The sequence below is a fragment of the Allobosea caraganae genome, from assembly GCF_003351345.1.
Taxonomy (GTDB): domain Bacteria; phylum Pseudomonadota; class Alphaproteobacteria; order Rhizobiales; family Beijerinckiaceae; genus Allobosea; species Allobosea caraganae.
This window is the reverse complement of the sequence record NZ_QQTO01000039.1, coordinates 17,557-31,832: the sequence shown is the minus strand read 5'-3', so window position 1 is coordinate 31,832 and position 14,276 is coordinate 17,557. Positions and strand designations below refer to the sequence as shown.

The 14,276-nt window shown below is 68.1% G+C and carries 12 protein-coding genes; 9 read left to right on the top strand and 3 right to left on the bottom strand.

From position 1 onward, the window contains the following. Positions 1 to 179: 179 nt before the first annotated feature. The gene (locus DWF00_RS27520) at positions 180 to 3,983 is read left to right on the top strand and encodes a DUF2339 domain-containing protein (protein WP_114832732.1); all 3,804 of its coding nucleotides are present in this window, start codon (positions 180 to 182) and stop codon (positions 3,981 to 3,983) included. A 2-nt stretch (positions 3,984 to 3,985) separates the two neighbouring features. Here the strand turns inward: DWF00_RS27520 and DWF00_RS27515 are convergent, their stop codons facing one another. From DWF00_RS27515 to DWF00_RS27505, 3 genes are all read right to left on the bottom strand, one after another. Then, on the bottom strand, positions 3,986 to 4,375 hold the full coding sequence (locus DWF00_RS27515) for an OsmC family protein (protein WP_114832734.1): 390 nt from the start codon (positions 4,373 to 4,375) through the stop codon (positions 3,986 to 3,988). A 104-nt stretch (positions 4,376 to 4,479) separates the two neighbouring features. Continuing rightward, positions 4,480 to 4,935, bottom strand: a complete 456-nt coding sequence (locus DWF00_RS27510) for an RbsD/FucU family protein (RefSeq protein ID WP_114832735.1) — start codon at positions 4,933 to 4,935, stop codon at positions 4,480 to 4,482. A gap of 1 nt (position 4,936) precedes the next feature. After that, positions 4,937 to 5,776, bottom strand: a complete 840-nt coding sequence (locus DWF00_RS27505; RefSeq protein ID WP_114832737.1) for an amidohydrolase family protein — start codon at positions 5,774 to 5,776, stop codon at positions 4,937 to 4,939. 378 nt (positions 5,777 to 6,154) lie between these two features. Between DWF00_RS27505 and DWF00_RS27500 the strand changes: the two genes are divergently transcribed. The 8 genes from DWF00_RS27500 to DWF00_RS27465 all read left to right on the top strand — a co-directional run bounded on the left by DWF00_RS27500 (position 6,155) and on the right by DWF00_RS27465 (position 14,225). Then, positions 6,155 to 7,507 (top strand): ABC transporter substrate-binding protein, encoded by a 1,353-nt coding sequence (locus DWF00_RS27500; RefSeq protein WP_114832738.1) that lies wholly within the window; start codon positions 6,155 to 6,157, stop codon positions 7,505 to 7,507. A 145-nt stretch (positions 7,508 to 7,652) separates the two neighbouring features. Then, on the top strand, positions 7,653 to 8,582 hold the full coding sequence (locus DWF00_RS27495; protein WP_114832740.1) for a carbohydrate ABC transporter permease: 930 nt from the start codon (positions 7,653 to 7,655) through the stop codon (positions 8,580 to 8,582). Between the two features lie 202 nt (positions 8,583 to 8,784). Next, positions 8,785 to 9,603 (top strand): carbohydrate ABC transporter permease, encoded by an 819-nt coding sequence (locus DWF00_RS27490; RefSeq protein ID WP_114832741.1) that lies wholly within the window; start codon positions 8,785 to 8,787, stop codon positions 9,601 to 9,603. Positions 9,604 to 9,686: 83 nt separating this feature from the next. Beyond that, positions 9,687 to 10,583: a dihydrodipicolinate synthase family protein gene (locus DWF00_RS27485; RefSeq protein ID WP_114832743.1), complete on the top strand. Its 897-nt coding sequence runs from the start codon at positions 9,687 to 9,689 to the stop codon at positions 10,581 to 10,583. A 25-nt stretch (positions 10,584 to 10,608) separates the two neighbouring features. After that, positions 10,609 to 11,286 (top strand): GntR family transcriptional regulator, encoded by a 678-nt coding sequence (locus DWF00_RS27480; protein ID WP_114832745.1) that lies wholly within the window; start codon positions 10,609 to 10,611, stop codon positions 11,284 to 11,286. An 86-nt stretch (positions 11,287 to 11,372) separates the two neighbouring features. Further along, on the top strand, positions 11,373 to 12,365 hold the full coding sequence (locus DWF00_RS27475; protein ID WP_114832746.1) for a sialic acid TRAP transporter substrate-binding protein SiaP: 993 nt from the start codon (positions 11,373 to 11,375) through the stop codon (positions 12,363 to 12,365). A gap of 58 nt (positions 12,366 to 12,423) precedes the next feature. Beyond that, on the top strand, positions 12,424 to 12,942 hold the full coding sequence (locus DWF00_RS27470; protein WP_114832747.1) for a TRAP transporter small permease: 519 nt from the start codon (positions 12,424 to 12,426) through the stop codon (positions 12,940 to 12,942). Further along, the gene (locus tag DWF00_RS27465) at positions 12,939 to 14,225 is read left to right on the top strand and encodes a TRAP transporter large permease (RefSeq protein ID WP_114832749.1); all 1,287 of its coding nucleotides are present in this window, start codon (positions 12,939 to 12,941) and stop codon (positions 14,223 to 14,225) included. Before DWF00_RS27470 ends, DWF00_RS27465 begins: the two co-directional genes overlap by 4 nt. Positions 14,226 to 14,276 lie beyond the last annotated feature (51 nt).

Genomic DNA, 14,276 nt, shown 5'->3' with positions numbered 1-14,276 from the left:
TGGTCATCCCAGGCTTTCGGGATGGCGGCGGTCCAGATCTGTTGACTACCTGACGCTTCAGCAATGGCGAGGCGTCTTTAGTCTGGAGGTTTCGGTGCGTCATTGGACACCGCGCCGGATTGCACGCTATCTCGGCTACCATGAGCCTGTGACGGGCTGGGCGGGGCTGACGATTCATCATGGAAGACTGGCTGCTGCTCGTCCTGCTCGTGCTGGGCTTCCTGATCGGCGTGCCGTGGGCGGCTTTTGCCGCTCTTTCGCGCGCCCGCAGGGCCCTGGCGCTGGCCACGCGGCAGCAGGCCGAGATCGCGGCGCTCCGTGCGGCGGTGATTGCGCTAGGTGGTAATCCAGCCGTTCTGGAAAGCGCCGAGACGGCTCCGGATTTCGGAGCCGGATGGTTGCCGGCGATGCCTCCGCATCCCATCGCTGCCGATGAACCTGCACCGCAAACGGCGTCCGATACCGCGCTTCAGCCCGCCTTTGGCCTCGCGCCGGTGCGGGAAGAGGCCGCGCCGAACGCGCCGGCGAATGTAGCCATGGAAGCGAGCATGCCTGCGCAGGCCCCGCCCGCAGACGAGGTGCTTGCCGAGGCCGCGCGCGAAGGCGTGGCCGAGCCGGCCTATTCCTATACCGATGCCGCGGACGCACGGTTCGAGGCCCTGCCGCCGCAGGATGGGCAGCCGCCGGAGCCTGCCCCAGCCGCGGCCCGCCGCGATTTCGAGGAGGCGATCGGCTCGCGCTGGGCCGTCTGGGTCGGCGGCGTCGCGCTCGCCTTCGGCGGGCTCTTCCTCGTGCGCTATTCGATCGAGTCCGGGGTCTTCGGCCCCGGCGTCAGGCTGCTGATGGGGGCGGCCTTCGCGCTTGTGGCCGCCGCGGCCAGCGAGTACCTGCGGCGCCGGGACGTGGCGCTGCCGGCGGCGCTCAGGCATCTTGCGGGCGCGAACATTCCCGGCGTGCTGGCCGGCGTCAGCGTGCTCAGCGGCTTCGGCGTCGTCTATGCGGCCTATGGGCTCTATGGCTTCATCGGGCCGACGCTCGCCTTCGCGCTGATGGCGGCGATCGGTCTGGCGGCGCTTGCGGCCTCGCTGGTCCATGGCCCCGTGCTCGGACTGTTCGGCCTCGTCGGCTCCTATGTCACGCCGCTGCTGGTGAGCAGCACGGCGCCGAGCATCGCGTCGCTGGCGTTGTTCCTCGGCTTCGTCACCACCGTCGCCTTCCTCCTGCCTGCGCGCCGGCCGAGCCGGGTCGTGACGCTCGGCGCGGTCGCCGGCCATGGCATCTGGACCCTCCTGATCGCGTTCGCGGGGCATGGCGTGCTCTGGCCGGCCGTCCTGCTCGTCATCGCGGCGGTGCTCGCGCTGGCGCTGCTGAAGGAATGGCCGGCGTGGCGCGGGCGGGATGCCGAGGGCGCCTGGCTGATCGCCGGCTTCGACGCGACCGGGCTCATCGCGATAGCGGTGCCGCTGGTCCTGTCCGGCGTCATCTGGGTGGCCTTTGGCGGGCCCGCGCCGCTGCATGCGGCGATCCTGGTCACGGTGCTCGTCGCCATCGTCGCCGCAATCCGCCACCGCGACCTCGCCCCCCTGGCGCCTCTGGCCGCGGCAGCGGCGGCTGGGATGGTACTGCTCTGGCCGAGCCGGGAGGGCTCCTTCGGCATCACGCCCGACCTGTTCTTCGACTTGGTCAGGCTGAGCTTCACCGGCAATGCCGGGCCGGGCATTGCCTGGACCGCCGCGGCGCTGGCGCTATTCGTCGGCGGGTTGCCTTTCTACGCGCTGCTGACGCGCAGCCGCGCCGGGGCAGGCGGGTTCATCACCCGCGGTTGCCTCGCCTTCGCCTCCGCGCTCGGGCCGGTCTGCCTGCTGCTGGCGACGGCGCTGCGCAGCAACGGCTTCGAACGCTCGCCCGGCTTTGCGGCGCTGGCGCTGGGCTTGACCATCGCGCTCTTCGCCGCCTCGGAATTCCTCTTGCCGGTCGAGCGGCGCAGCACGAAATCGCGGACCAACCCGCTGGCGCTGATCGGCTCCGCAGCCTATGCCGCCGGCGGCTCGATCGCGCTTGGCTTGGCTGTCGCCTTCGCGCTGCGCGAGACCTGGCTCGTGGTCGGGCTTGCCATTGCGGCTGCCGGCGTCGCGATCGTCGCCAGCTTGCGGCCCATCCCGCTTCTGCGCAGCATGTCAGCGGCGCTGGCGACGGCTGCACTCGCGCGCCTGATCTGGCAGCCGCCGCTCAGCGACATGGGCTCCTGGCCCGTCTTCAACTGGCTGATCCCGGCCTATGCCTTGCCGGCCTTGTGCTTCGCCATCGGCGCGCTGGCGCTGCGCGGCAGGCAGGACCGGCCGCGCAGCGTACACGAGGCCATGGCTGCCCTGTTCGGCGCGGCCTTCGTGCTGCTGGAGGTCCGGCAGTTCTTCGCCGGACCCGACCTCATGCCGAGCTGGAAGCTGATCGAGGACCATTACTTCTTCAACGCGCGCAACAGCCTGTTCCAGGAGGCCGCCGCCCATGTCGCGGCAGTCGGGCTCCTTGGCGCCGGGTTCCAGGTGCTCGCGCGCCGCCTGGGCGGGCGCGTCTTCGGCGTCGCCTCGGATATCGCCGCCGCCGTGCTGATGGTGCTGAGCGTCGGTGGCCTGGGCGCGCTGCTCAATCCGCTTTTCGACGGAACCTCGGTGACGGGATGGCCGATCCTGAACCGGCTGCTGCTCTATGTGCTCGTCGGCGGCCTGCTCGGTGGGCTCGGCTTCGCGCTGTCGCGCCAGGGTCGCTCGCGTGTTGGCGAGGCGCTGAACGCCTGTGCGGCGGTCCTGGTCCCGCTCGGCGTCGTGCTGATCGTCCGGCACGCCTTCGCCGGCCCGCAACTGATGCCGGCGGATGGATATATCCTCGGCTTCTCCGAGGCGGTGATGATCACCATCGTGCTGCTCGCGCTGACGGCAGCGGCGCGCATCTGGCACGAGGCCTCGGACAACCGCGTCACCAGCTTCGCCTTGCGCGGGCTGGCCTTGCTGGCCATCGCCTGGGCCGCGCTCGCGCTCGGCCTCTGGCGCAATCCTCTGCTCGACCAGAGCGGCGTCTCCGGCCCGGTCGTCTTCAACCGCATCCTGTGGGGTTATGGCGCGGCGGCGCTCGCGTTTGCCGGCGCGGCCTTCTGGATGCGCGACGCGCGGCCGCGGATCAGCCAGGCCTTCGCCAGAACCGCGACGGCAGTCGCGTTGCTCGGCGCCTTCCTGCTGCTGCGCCACGGCTTCCATGGGCCGATGCTGGTCTCGGAGGTGCCGGTTACCTTGGCCGAGGCGGGGTGCTACGCCTCGCTGGGCTTCGTCGCGGCCATTTTTGCGATGGTCGCCGGCTCCGTCAGGCTTCTCGGACGGCCGGTCAGCGTGAGCGCCGGCAGCGCGGCCGTGGCCTCATGCGGCGCCTTCGCCCTGTTCTCGGGCGGGATCGCCAACCCTCTGGTGACCGAGATGCCGCTTGCCGGGCCGCTCATCCTCGACAACGCGCTGATCGGCTATCTCGTGCCGGCGGTTCTCGCCTTTACGGCGGCGCGCTGGACCCGCGAGCACGTCGCTACGCCGCTGGCGCGACGCATCTTCGGCGCCACCGCGATCATCGGCGGCCTGGCCTATGTGCTGATCGAGGTGCGGCGCTGGTTCGTCGGCCCCGACCTGCTGGCCGAGGCCGGAAGCGCGGCCGAGCTCTACGCCTATTCGGCCGCGATCCTGCTCTATGGCGTGGCGCTGCTGGCGCTCGGCTTCCGGCTGCAATCGAAGGATTTGCGGCTGGCCTCGCTCGGCGTGGTCACGGTCGCGATCTGCAAGGCCTTCCTGGTCGACATGTCCGGGCTGGAGGGCCTGCTGCGGGCGCTGTCCTTCATCGGGCTGGGCGCCTGCCTCGTCGGCATCGGCCTGGCCTACCAGCGCCTGCTGCAGCGCGAGGCGGCGCAGCAGGACGAGGCCGCGCGGGATGCGCCGATCTCTGGCTAGCCCTATCCCTCGACCGTGGTCGCGATATCAGCGCCGTTCTTCAGAGTCAGCGTCACCGGGGTGCGCTCGGCGATCTCGGCGATGCGCGCGCGCTGCTCCTCGGACAGGTCTCCGCTCAGCTTGATGCTGCGCGTGATGTGCGAGCGCTTGTCCTGCGAGGCGTGGTGCAGCTCGATGTCGACGGCGGTCAGGTTCCACTCCTTGCGCTGGGCGTACATCCGCAAGGTGATCGCGGTGCAGGCGCCGAGCGCGGCGAGCAGCAGGTCGTAGGGCGCGGGGCCGGCGTCGAGCCCGCCGAGCGCTGTCGGCTCATCCGAGATGATGGTGCGCTCGCCGACCTTGATCGTGGTGGCGAAATTCGTCGTGCCGATATGCGCGGTCGCGCGAGCCATGGCCGGTTCCTCCAAGCGGGCGAGGCAAGGATTCGCGCCCTGCCGTCGCGGCGATCCTGCCGCCTTAAAGGCCTGACCGCCAGCCCTGGCGCGCATGGCTGGGCTTATCCCGGCTCGCCGGTAATCACGCCCTTACGCAAGAGGAAACAGCCATAGGCACGCGGATCGCCCGCCTGGACCACGGCGAAGCTCTTCTTGGCCGCCTCGTAGAACGCGAAGCGCTCGATGCCGACGGCCGGGGCGGGGCGGCCGAGTGCGCGGTCGATCTCGGCCTGGGCCTCCGCCTGCACGGCCGGAATCTCGGTGGGATCGCCGACGACCTCCATGCGGCGGATCGGGGCTGGCTCGAAATCGTCGATCGGCAGCACGGAGAGGATGGCGCGGGCGGCCCGCGCGAAGCTGATGCCGGGCAAGGTGATCAGCCGGCCGCTGGTGGTGGCGCGGGCGATCGTCTCGGCCGGGTGGTTGGCGTCGACGAGGGCGAGGTCGTCGCCATGGCCCATGGCGGCCAGCACCCAGAGCAGATCGGCGCTCAGCACCGGGTCGAGGCCCTTCAGCATGTCAGTTGCGTCCCCTGTGCGAGAGATAGAAGCGGCGGGCGTTGCCGCCCATGATCGCGGCGCGATCGGTATCCGGCAGGCCGGCGAGGAGTTGCTCGACGGTCTCGACCCAGCGCGAATACTCGGCGCGCAGCGTCAGCACCGGCCAGTCGCTGCCGAAGATCAGGCGGTCAGGGCCGAAGCTGGCGAGAAGATGGTCGAAAACCGGGCTCAAGGTTTCGATCGTCCAGTCCGCGCCGGCTTCCGTGACCAGGCCAGAGAGCTTGCAGAAGACCTGCGGCCGGGCGGCGACAGCGCTGATGTCGTCGCGCCAGGCCGCGATCTCGCCGCCGACGAGGTCGGGCTTGGCGGCGTGGTCGATGACGCAGGCGAGGTCGGGGTGGCGGTCGAGCTGCGTCAGCAGCGGCCTGATGTGCTGCGGCTTCAGCAGCGCGTCGAAGGTGAGGTCATGCGCGATCAGCGCCTCGAAGGCCGGGGCGAGCGCGGGCTTCGCCAGCCAGTTCGGGTCGGGGATGTCGTGGACCATGGGCCTTAAGCCCACGAGCAGCGGGTCGGCGCTCAGCCTGGCGATGCGCTCGGGGGCATCCGGCGCCTCGAAATCGCACCAGCCGACGACGCCGGCAATGAGCGGCGTGCGGGCGGCGATGCCGAGCATGAACGCCGTCTCGGCCTCGGTCGGCGCGGCCTGGACCAGGATGGTGCGGTCGATGCCGTGCTTGGCGAGGAGGGGGGCGAGGTCGTCCGGGCCGAAATCGCGGTAGATCGGGCCGAGCGCCGGCGTCAGCCAGCCGTAATCGCCGCGGGCGAGCGTCCAGACATGGTGGTGGGCGTCGATTCGCATTGTCGTCCTGCCTCCGCCTCGTGCGCCTTGCCGATCATTTGCGGTCATCCCGGACAAGCGGCCTTGCCGCGCTGCTCCGGGATCCATCGTCGAGCGCCGAGCCCTACGATGGATCCCGGCGCTGCGCTACGCTCCGGCCGGGATGACGATGGAGGATTTTGGGGAGGCGAGTGTGCGTGGGGTGAGCATGGCGGAGCAATCCGAGCGAGTCTGCAAGCACTATGTGCACGCCAACATGTTAGCTTGCAACCGGCTTGAAAGCGGATTAGCGTCACGACCGGATTGAGCAGGCGACGCAAGGTCGGCAGACTGGTCGCCGCCAGAAAAGCAACAGGCCCGCGAACGGGCCGTGGCCATAGGTCCATAGGGAGGACAATCATGACAGACACGATTCTGAAGCCGAGCCGGCGCGCGCTGCTGCGCGGGGCGGTGGCCTTGGGTGCTGCCGGCGCGATCGGCTCGCCGATGGTGCTGCGCGAGGCCCGCGCGCAGGCCGCGTTCAACTGGAAGCGCTTCTCGGGCACCACCATCGACGTGCTGCTGGTGAAGAACCCGCGCTCCGACCTGATGCAGGCCGCCGAGAAGGAGTTCACCGAACTCACCGGCATCAAGGTCTCGGCCGAGCAGGTGCCGGAGCAGCAGCAGCGCCAGAAGGCAGTGATCGAGTTCGCCTCGGGCAAGCCGAGCTTCGACGTCAGCGGCATCTCGCTGCACGTGCAGAAGCGCATGGCCGCCAAAGGCAAGTGGTTCGAGGACCTGACGCCCTATATCAAGGACGCCTCGCTGACCGCGCCTGATTTCGACTTCGCCGATTTCGGCGCGGGCCCCGTCGCCTATGCCAGGCAGGCCGATGGATCGCTCGATACGATCCCGTTCTTCGTCGACTACTGGATGATCTACTACAACAAGGAGCTCTTCGACGCGAAGGGCGTGGCCTACCCGAAGACAATGGACGAGATGGCCACGGTCGCGGCCAAGCTGCATGACCCGGCCAAGGGCATTGCCGGCTTCGTCTCGCGCGGCCTGAAGAACGCCAACGTCCCGGTCTGGGCCAGCCTGCTGCTCGGCCAGGGCATCGAGACGACCTCGCCCGAGGGCAAGCTCCTCACCGACACGCCCGAGGCGGCCTGGGCCGGCGAGCTCTACAAGAAGCTCAACCGCGAGAGCGGCCCGGCCGGTCAGGTCGGCTTCAACTGGAACGAGTGCCAGACCACCTTCATGCAGGGCCGCGCCGCGATGTGGCTCGACGGCATCGGCTTCGCCACGCCGCTGGAGGACCCGACCAAGTCGCGCATCGTCGGCAAGGTCGGCTACGGCATCACGCCGCCGGGACCGAAGGCGCAGCATGCTGGCATGTTCGCCGACGGCATGGGCATCTCGCGCGGCTCGCAGAAGAAGCAGGCCGCCTGGCTCTACCTCCAGTTCATGACCAACAAGGCCCAACAGATCGCCATGCTCAAGGCCGGCGCTGGCGCGCCCGGCCGCGCCTCGGCCTATCTCGACACCGAGACGATCTCGCAGTCGAAGTTCGGCAAGCAGTATTTCGAGTGCCTGCTCGGCTCGGCCAAGGTCGCGCGCGCCGCGCTGCCGCAGATCGTGCCGGTGACCGAGTTCCGCGACGTCTTCGGCGTCGCGCTGACCAATGCGCTCGGCGGCGCTGACGTGGCGGCCGAGCTGAAGAAGGCGACCGAGACCTTCGCGCCGGTGCTGGTCAAGAGCGAGCAGGGCTGAGGCGAGACGTCGCCACCGGCAAGACGCGTCATGGTCGCCCTTGTGGCGACCATCCACGTCTTCCTGCGTGGCCGGCGGTGCCCAAGACGTGGATGCTCGGCACAAGGCCGAGCATGACGGAAACGCATCGAACGAAGCATAGAGCATGACCAGCACCACCGCCCTGCCGGCGGGCCTCGCGCCGCCGCAAGCCAAGCCGTTCAAGCATTCGGCGGATTTCACGCCGCGCTACTGGCTGTTCTCGCTGCCGGCGGTGCTGGTCATCCTCGGCGTGATCGTCTTCCCGTGGATCTTCACGCTCTACATGTCCGCCCATGATTGGAAGATCGGCGGCGGGCCGGAATTCGTCGGGCTGCAGAACTTCGCCGAGCTGTTCAAGGATGCGCGCTTCATCGAGTCGATGGGGCACACCGCCTATTTCACGATCCTGGCAGTGGTGCTGCCGATCCTGTTCGGCACCGCCGCCGCGCTGGTCTTCCATCGCGAGTTCCCGTTCCGCGGGCTGCTGCGCACCATCTTCGTGATGCCGATGATGGCGACGCCGGTCGCGGTCGCGCTGGTCTGGACGATGATGTTCCACCCGCAGCTCGGCGTGCTGAACTACCTGCTCTCGCTGGTCGGCATCGGCCCGCAGAACTGGGTCTACGATCCCAACACCGTCATCCCGACGCTGATCCTGGTCGAGGTCTGGCACTGGACGCCGCTGGTCATGCTGATCGTGCTCGGCGGCCTCGCCGGGCTGCCGCGCGAGCCCTACGAATCCGCGCTGATCGACGGCGCCAATGCCTGGCACATGTTCCGCCACATCACGCTGCCGCTGGTCTGGCCCTTCATCATGGTGGCGATCGTGATCCGCACCATCGACGCGCTGAAGGCCTTCGACACGATCTTCGTGATCACCCAGGGCGGGCCGGGCACGGCGTCGGAGACGCTGAACATCTTCCTCTATTTGCAGGCATTCCAGTTCTACAAGATCGGCTATGCCTCGGCGGTCGTGGTGATCTTCTTCGTGATCATCATCATGCTCTCGCTGCTGCTGCTCTACGCGCGCCAGAAGTCGAAGTGGAACGCGTGATGGCACCGGTTATCCCCATGATGCGGAAGAGCCTCGGCCTGTCCCCTTCCCCCCGCTTGCGGTGGGGAAGGGTTAGGGATGGGGGGGCGTACAGGACGTGGCTCGACCTGCTCACCTGGCGACTCTCCCCCCCACCCCAGCCCTCCCCACCGCAAGCGGGGGGAGGGGGTAGGTCGCGGCCTGTCGACTGGAGGGCTGCGGCATGAAGCGGCTCGCCTCGAAAATCGGCTTCGCGCTCTCGGTCTTCGTGCTGGTCTCGCCGGCCGTGCTCGTCTTCCTCTGGATGCTGTCGCTCTCGTTCAAGAACGAGCTCGACAACACCGCCTTCCCGCCGGTGTTCATCCCCGATCCGCCGACGCTGAAGAACTATCTCGACGTGTTCGAGAAGAACAACTTCGCGCTGTACCTCTGGAACTCGATCCTGGTCACTGGTGGCGCGGTCCTGATCGGGCTCGCGGTTGGCGTGCCCGCCGGCTACGGCATCGCGCGAGGCAAGTCGGCCAAGTTCGCGGTGCTGATCCTGATCGCCCGCATGACCCCGGCTCTGTCCTACCTCATCCCGCTCTTCCTGCTGTTCCAGATCACCGGCCTCGTCGGCACGATCACGGCGCTGGTGATCACGCATCTCGTCATCACCATCCCGATCATCGTCTGGATCATGATCGGCTATTTCGAGAACGTGCCGATGGAGCTGGAGGATGCGGCGCGCATCGACGGCGCGACGACCTGGCAGGCCTTCCGCCACGTCGCGCTGCCGCTGGCGCGGCCGGGCATCGTCGTCGGCGGCATCCTCGCCTTCATCTTCTCCTGGAACAACTTCATCTTCTCGGTCGTGCTCGGCGGCAAGAACAGCCGGACGCTGCCCTCGGCCGTCTACAACTCGCTGACCTTCGAGCAGATCTCGTGGGGGCCGCTGGCTGCCGCCGCATTGCTCGTCACCTTGCCGGTGCTGTTCCTCACCGTCCTCGCCCAGCGCCAGATCGTCGCCGGCCTCTCCGCCGGAGGGCTCAAGGATGGCTGAGGCTCAGCATCTCCGCGCCTCGCGGCACCCGTAATCCGATTTCTCGCATCTTACTCGTTCACAGCTCCGGAAAGACATCTGCAATGGCCATCGACCCAAACCGCTTCGGCCTCTCCTGCGCCATCACCACGCCGATGCGCGAGGGCGGCGACATCGACCTGCCGCGCCTGCTGAAGCACGCGCGCCACGTGCTCGCGCAGGGCTGCGACTCGGTCACGCTGTTCGGTACGACGGGCGAGGGCGCCGCGCTCGGCCTGCCGGCGCGCACCGCGATGCTGGGCGCGCTGGTCGGCGCCGGGATCGATCCGGCCCGACAAATCTATGCCGGCGTCGCCGCCGCCTCGCTGCATGAATCGATCGAGCAGGCCAAGGTCGCGCTCGGCATCGGCGCCAAGGGCCTGCTGGTCGCGCCGCCGTTCTACTTCAAGGGCGTCAGCGACGAGGGGCTCTATGCCTGGTTCTCGCAGTTCTTCGAGAAGCTTGGCCCGGCCGCGCGCAACACCATCCTCTACCACATCCCCTCGGTCACGGCGGTCGACATCAGCGTCGGCCTGGTCGAGCGGCTGAAGAAGGCGTTTCCGGGCGTCGTCACCGGCGTCAAGGATTCCTCGGGCAGCTACGCCAATACCGAGGCGCTGCTGAAGGCGCATGGCGAACTCGCCATCCTCGTCGGCGACGAGCGCCAGCTCGCCAAGGCGGTCAGGGCCGGGGCGCAGGGCACGATCTGCGGCGTCGCCAACGTGGTGCCGCACCTTCTCAGGCCGATGGTCTACGAGGGCACGGACAGCCCGGTGGTGAACAAGCTGGTCGACGAGATCGTCAGCTACCCGGTGCTGCCGGCGGTCAAGGCGCTGGTCGGCCATTTGCATGGCGATGCCGGCTACGGCGCGATGCGGCCGCCGCTGGAGGCGCTGAGCGAGGCGCAGCGCCAACGGCTGTTCGCGTCCTTCGACAGCATCACCCAGGCCAAGGCGGCCTGAACGGCAGCGCGGAAAGACGGAGCGGATGAGCGAGACCGATCAGGAGCGTGACGGCGAGCCGCTGAAGCTGCGGGAGAAGGCTTATGTCAGCTTCACCGAGCGGCTGCTGGCGCGGGAGATCAAACCGGGCCAGTTCGTGACCCAGCGCGAGCTCGTCGCCATGACCGGCTTCCCGCTCGGCGCCATCCGCGAGCTGATCCCGCGACTCGAGGCGGAAGGGCTGATCAAGACGGTGCCGCAGCGCGGCATGCAGGTCGCCCATGTCGACCTCAACCTGATCCGCAACGCCTTCCAGTTCCGGCTCTTCCTCGAGAAGGAGGCGACGGCGGCCTATGCCCGCAACGCCTCGGACGCCGATATCGCCGAGCAGCGCCAGCGGCACGAGGCGATCGTGCGCCGGGCTGAGGCCGGCGAGGAGGGCGAGCCGCTGATCGAGGAGGCCGAGGATGTCGACCGTCTCATGCACGAGGCGATCATCGATCATCTCGACAACGACATCGTCAGCCAGGCCTTCCGCGTCACCTGGCTGAAGATCAGGCTGATCCGGCAATACGAGACGCGCATCCATAACAGCATCATCGTCCCGGTGATGCAGGATCATCTCAAGATCATCGCCGCGCTCGAAGCGCGCGACCCGGAGGCCGCCTCCGAGGCGATGAGCGAGCACATCACCAACGCCCGCAACCGGGCCCTGCATTACTGACGGAGTTCGAGGCGATCGGTCCGCAACGGGCCGGAGACTGATCAGATCGAGCCGGAGAACCGGCCAATTCTCGGGAGGAGAGAACCATGACCAAGCTGACGAAACGCGATTTCATTGCCGGCGCGACCGCGACCGGGGCCGCCATCTGCATGCCGGCGATCGCCCGCGCCCAGGCGATCGTGCTGCGCTGGGCCGATGGCCAGGCCATGAACCATCCCTCGCCGCAAAGTGCCGTCAAGGCTGGCCTTGAGATCAAGGAGAAGACCGGCGGCCGGATCGACATCCAGACCTTCCCGGCGGGTCAGCTCGGCTCGTCGCGCGACATGGTCGAGTCCGTCGCGAGCGGGGCGCTGACCATGGTGACGGAGGGGGCGGCGCTGCTCGGGCAGTTCGTGCCGCAGATCTCGATCATCGAGGCGCCCTATATCTGGCGCGACCCAGCTCACATGACCCGCGCGCTGAAGTCGCCGTTGATGGACGAGCTCAACAAGGTGCTGGGCGAGAAGCGCGGCATGCGCGTCATCGGCGTGACCTATTACGGCATCCGCCACCTCACCAGCGGCAGCCGCGCGATCAACAGCGTCGAGGACATGAAGGGCTTCAAGCTGCGCGTGCCGGAGGTCGACACCTTCCGCGCCATGGCCGAGGCCTGGGGCGCCAAGCCGACGCCGTTGAACTTCAGCGAGCTCTATTTGGCCCTGTCGCAGGGCGCGGTCGACGGGCAGGAAAACCCGCTGCCGACGATCCAGTCGGCCAAGCTAGCCGAGGTCCAGAAATACCTGGTCCTCACCGGCCATATCATCACGCCGCGCCTCGTCATCGTGAACGATGCCGCCTGGTCGAAGCTGACCGAGGCCGACCGGGCGATCGTCAGGTCGGCGATCGAGACCGCCTCGGCCTGGCAGGACGCGGAGATCGTCAGCCAGGAGAACAGCCTCGCCGACACGCTCGGAAAGGCCGGGATGACCGTGCTGAAGCCCGATCTGGAAAGCTTCCGCAAGCCCGTGCTGGCGACGCTGCCGGCCAAGTTCGAGAGCAAATGGGGCAAGGGCCTCTGGGACCGCATCCAGGGCCTTTGAACGCCGACGACTGACTTGCCGCCGGCCCGCCTGCGGGCCGGTCGCCTCCCGGAGAACCATGATGATGGCAGCTGCGCGCACGGTCTTCGACCGGGCCATGGAGATCGTCGCCGCGATTCTGGTGGTGGCGCTGTTGACCTGCGTCTCGCTCGGCATCGTGACGCGCGCCATGGGGGATCCGCTGATCTGGACCGACGAGGTCTCGCGCTTCCTGATGCTCTGGCTTGCGGTCGTGGGCTGGGTTCTCGCCAGCCGCCGGCGCGCCCATATCCGCATCCGCTTCTTCCACGACTTGCTGCCGCCGCGGCTGTGGCGTTCCGTCGAGATCATGATGCAGGTCGGCATGACGCTCTTCGGCGTGCTCGTCGGCTGGTACAGCGTGCATCTCGTCACGGCCAATATCGACCTCGAGGCCACGACCGTGCCGATCTCGATCTCCTGGCTCTACGCGCCGATGGTCTTTGCCGGCGCCGTGACGGCGCTGCAGGGCCTGTCCGAGCTGATCGAGAACATCGCGAGGCACAAGGTCGCGCCCTATCCGGCTGATGACCTCCCGGCGGGCGGAGGTGCGAAGTGAGCACGCTGATCTTCCAGATCTCGGGCGTCTGGTTCCTGTCGATCCTGGCCGGCTTCCCGCTCTTCGCCTCGATGGGGCTGGCCGCTTTCGCCTTCGTGCATTTCGGCGGGTTGTCCGACTCGATCGTGCCCCAGAAGATGGCGCAGGCGATGAACGCCTTTCCGATCGTCGCCGCACCGCTCTTCATCCTGATGGGCAACATCCTCGGCGCGGCGAAGATCACCGACCGCATCGTGTATTTCGCGACGGCGGTGATCGGCTGGCTGCGCGGCGGCTATGCCCATGCCAGCATCCTGACCAGCATGATCTTCGCCGGCATGGTCGGCTCGGCGGTGGCGGATGCCGCGGGCTCGGGCGCGATCGAGATCAGGGCGATGCGCAAGGCCGGCTACCGGCCCGAGACGGCGGCGGCGATCACGGCGGCGGCGGCGACTATCGGCCCGATCATCCCGCCCAGCCTGCCGATGGTGATCTACGGCGTCACGGCGGACGTCTCGATCGGCCGGCTGTTCATCGGCGGCGTCATCCCCGGCGTGCTGATGGGCCTGTCGCTGATGGTGATGGTGGCGCTGATCGCCAAGCGCCAGGGCTTCCGCAAGGAGCCGTTCGGTGGCTTCCGCAACATCGCCAAGACCTTCTTCAACGGCTTCTTCGCGCTGATGACGCCGCCGCTGATCCTCGGCGGCATGTTCAGCGGTGCCTTCACCCCGACGGAGGCTGCGGCCGTCGCCTGCCTCTACGCGCTGTTCCTCGGCTTCTTCGTCTATCGCACGCTCGAGGTGAAGCAGCTCTGGCCGATCGTCGTCGACACGGCCGAGACGACCGGCCTCGTCATGGTGCTGGTGATGGCGGCGGGAGCGCTCGGCTGGTGCATGTCGATCTCGCGGGTGCCGCAGACGCTGACGCCGTTGATCGTCCAGACGATCCACGACCCGCTGGTCTTCCTGCTCGTCTGCAACCTGATCCTGCTGATCGTCGGCTGCTTCATGGAGGCGCTGGCGGCGATGCTGATCCTGATCCCGATCCTGGTGCCGGCCGCGCACGGTTTCGGCATCGATCCGGTCCAGTTCGGCATCATCATGATCCTGAACCTGATCCTGGGCACGATCCACCCGCCGATCGGCATCGTGCTGTTCGTGGTGACGCGGATCGCGGACGTCTCGTTCGAGAAGATGTCGAAGGCGATCCTGCCCTGGCTCGTGCCGCTGCTCGTGGTGCTGGCCGCGATCACGCTGTGGCCGCCGCTGACGACCTGGCTGCCGAACCTGGTGATGGGGAAGTAGAGTTCTTTCCTTCTCCCCTTGCGGGAGAAGGTGGCAGCGCGAAGCGCTGAC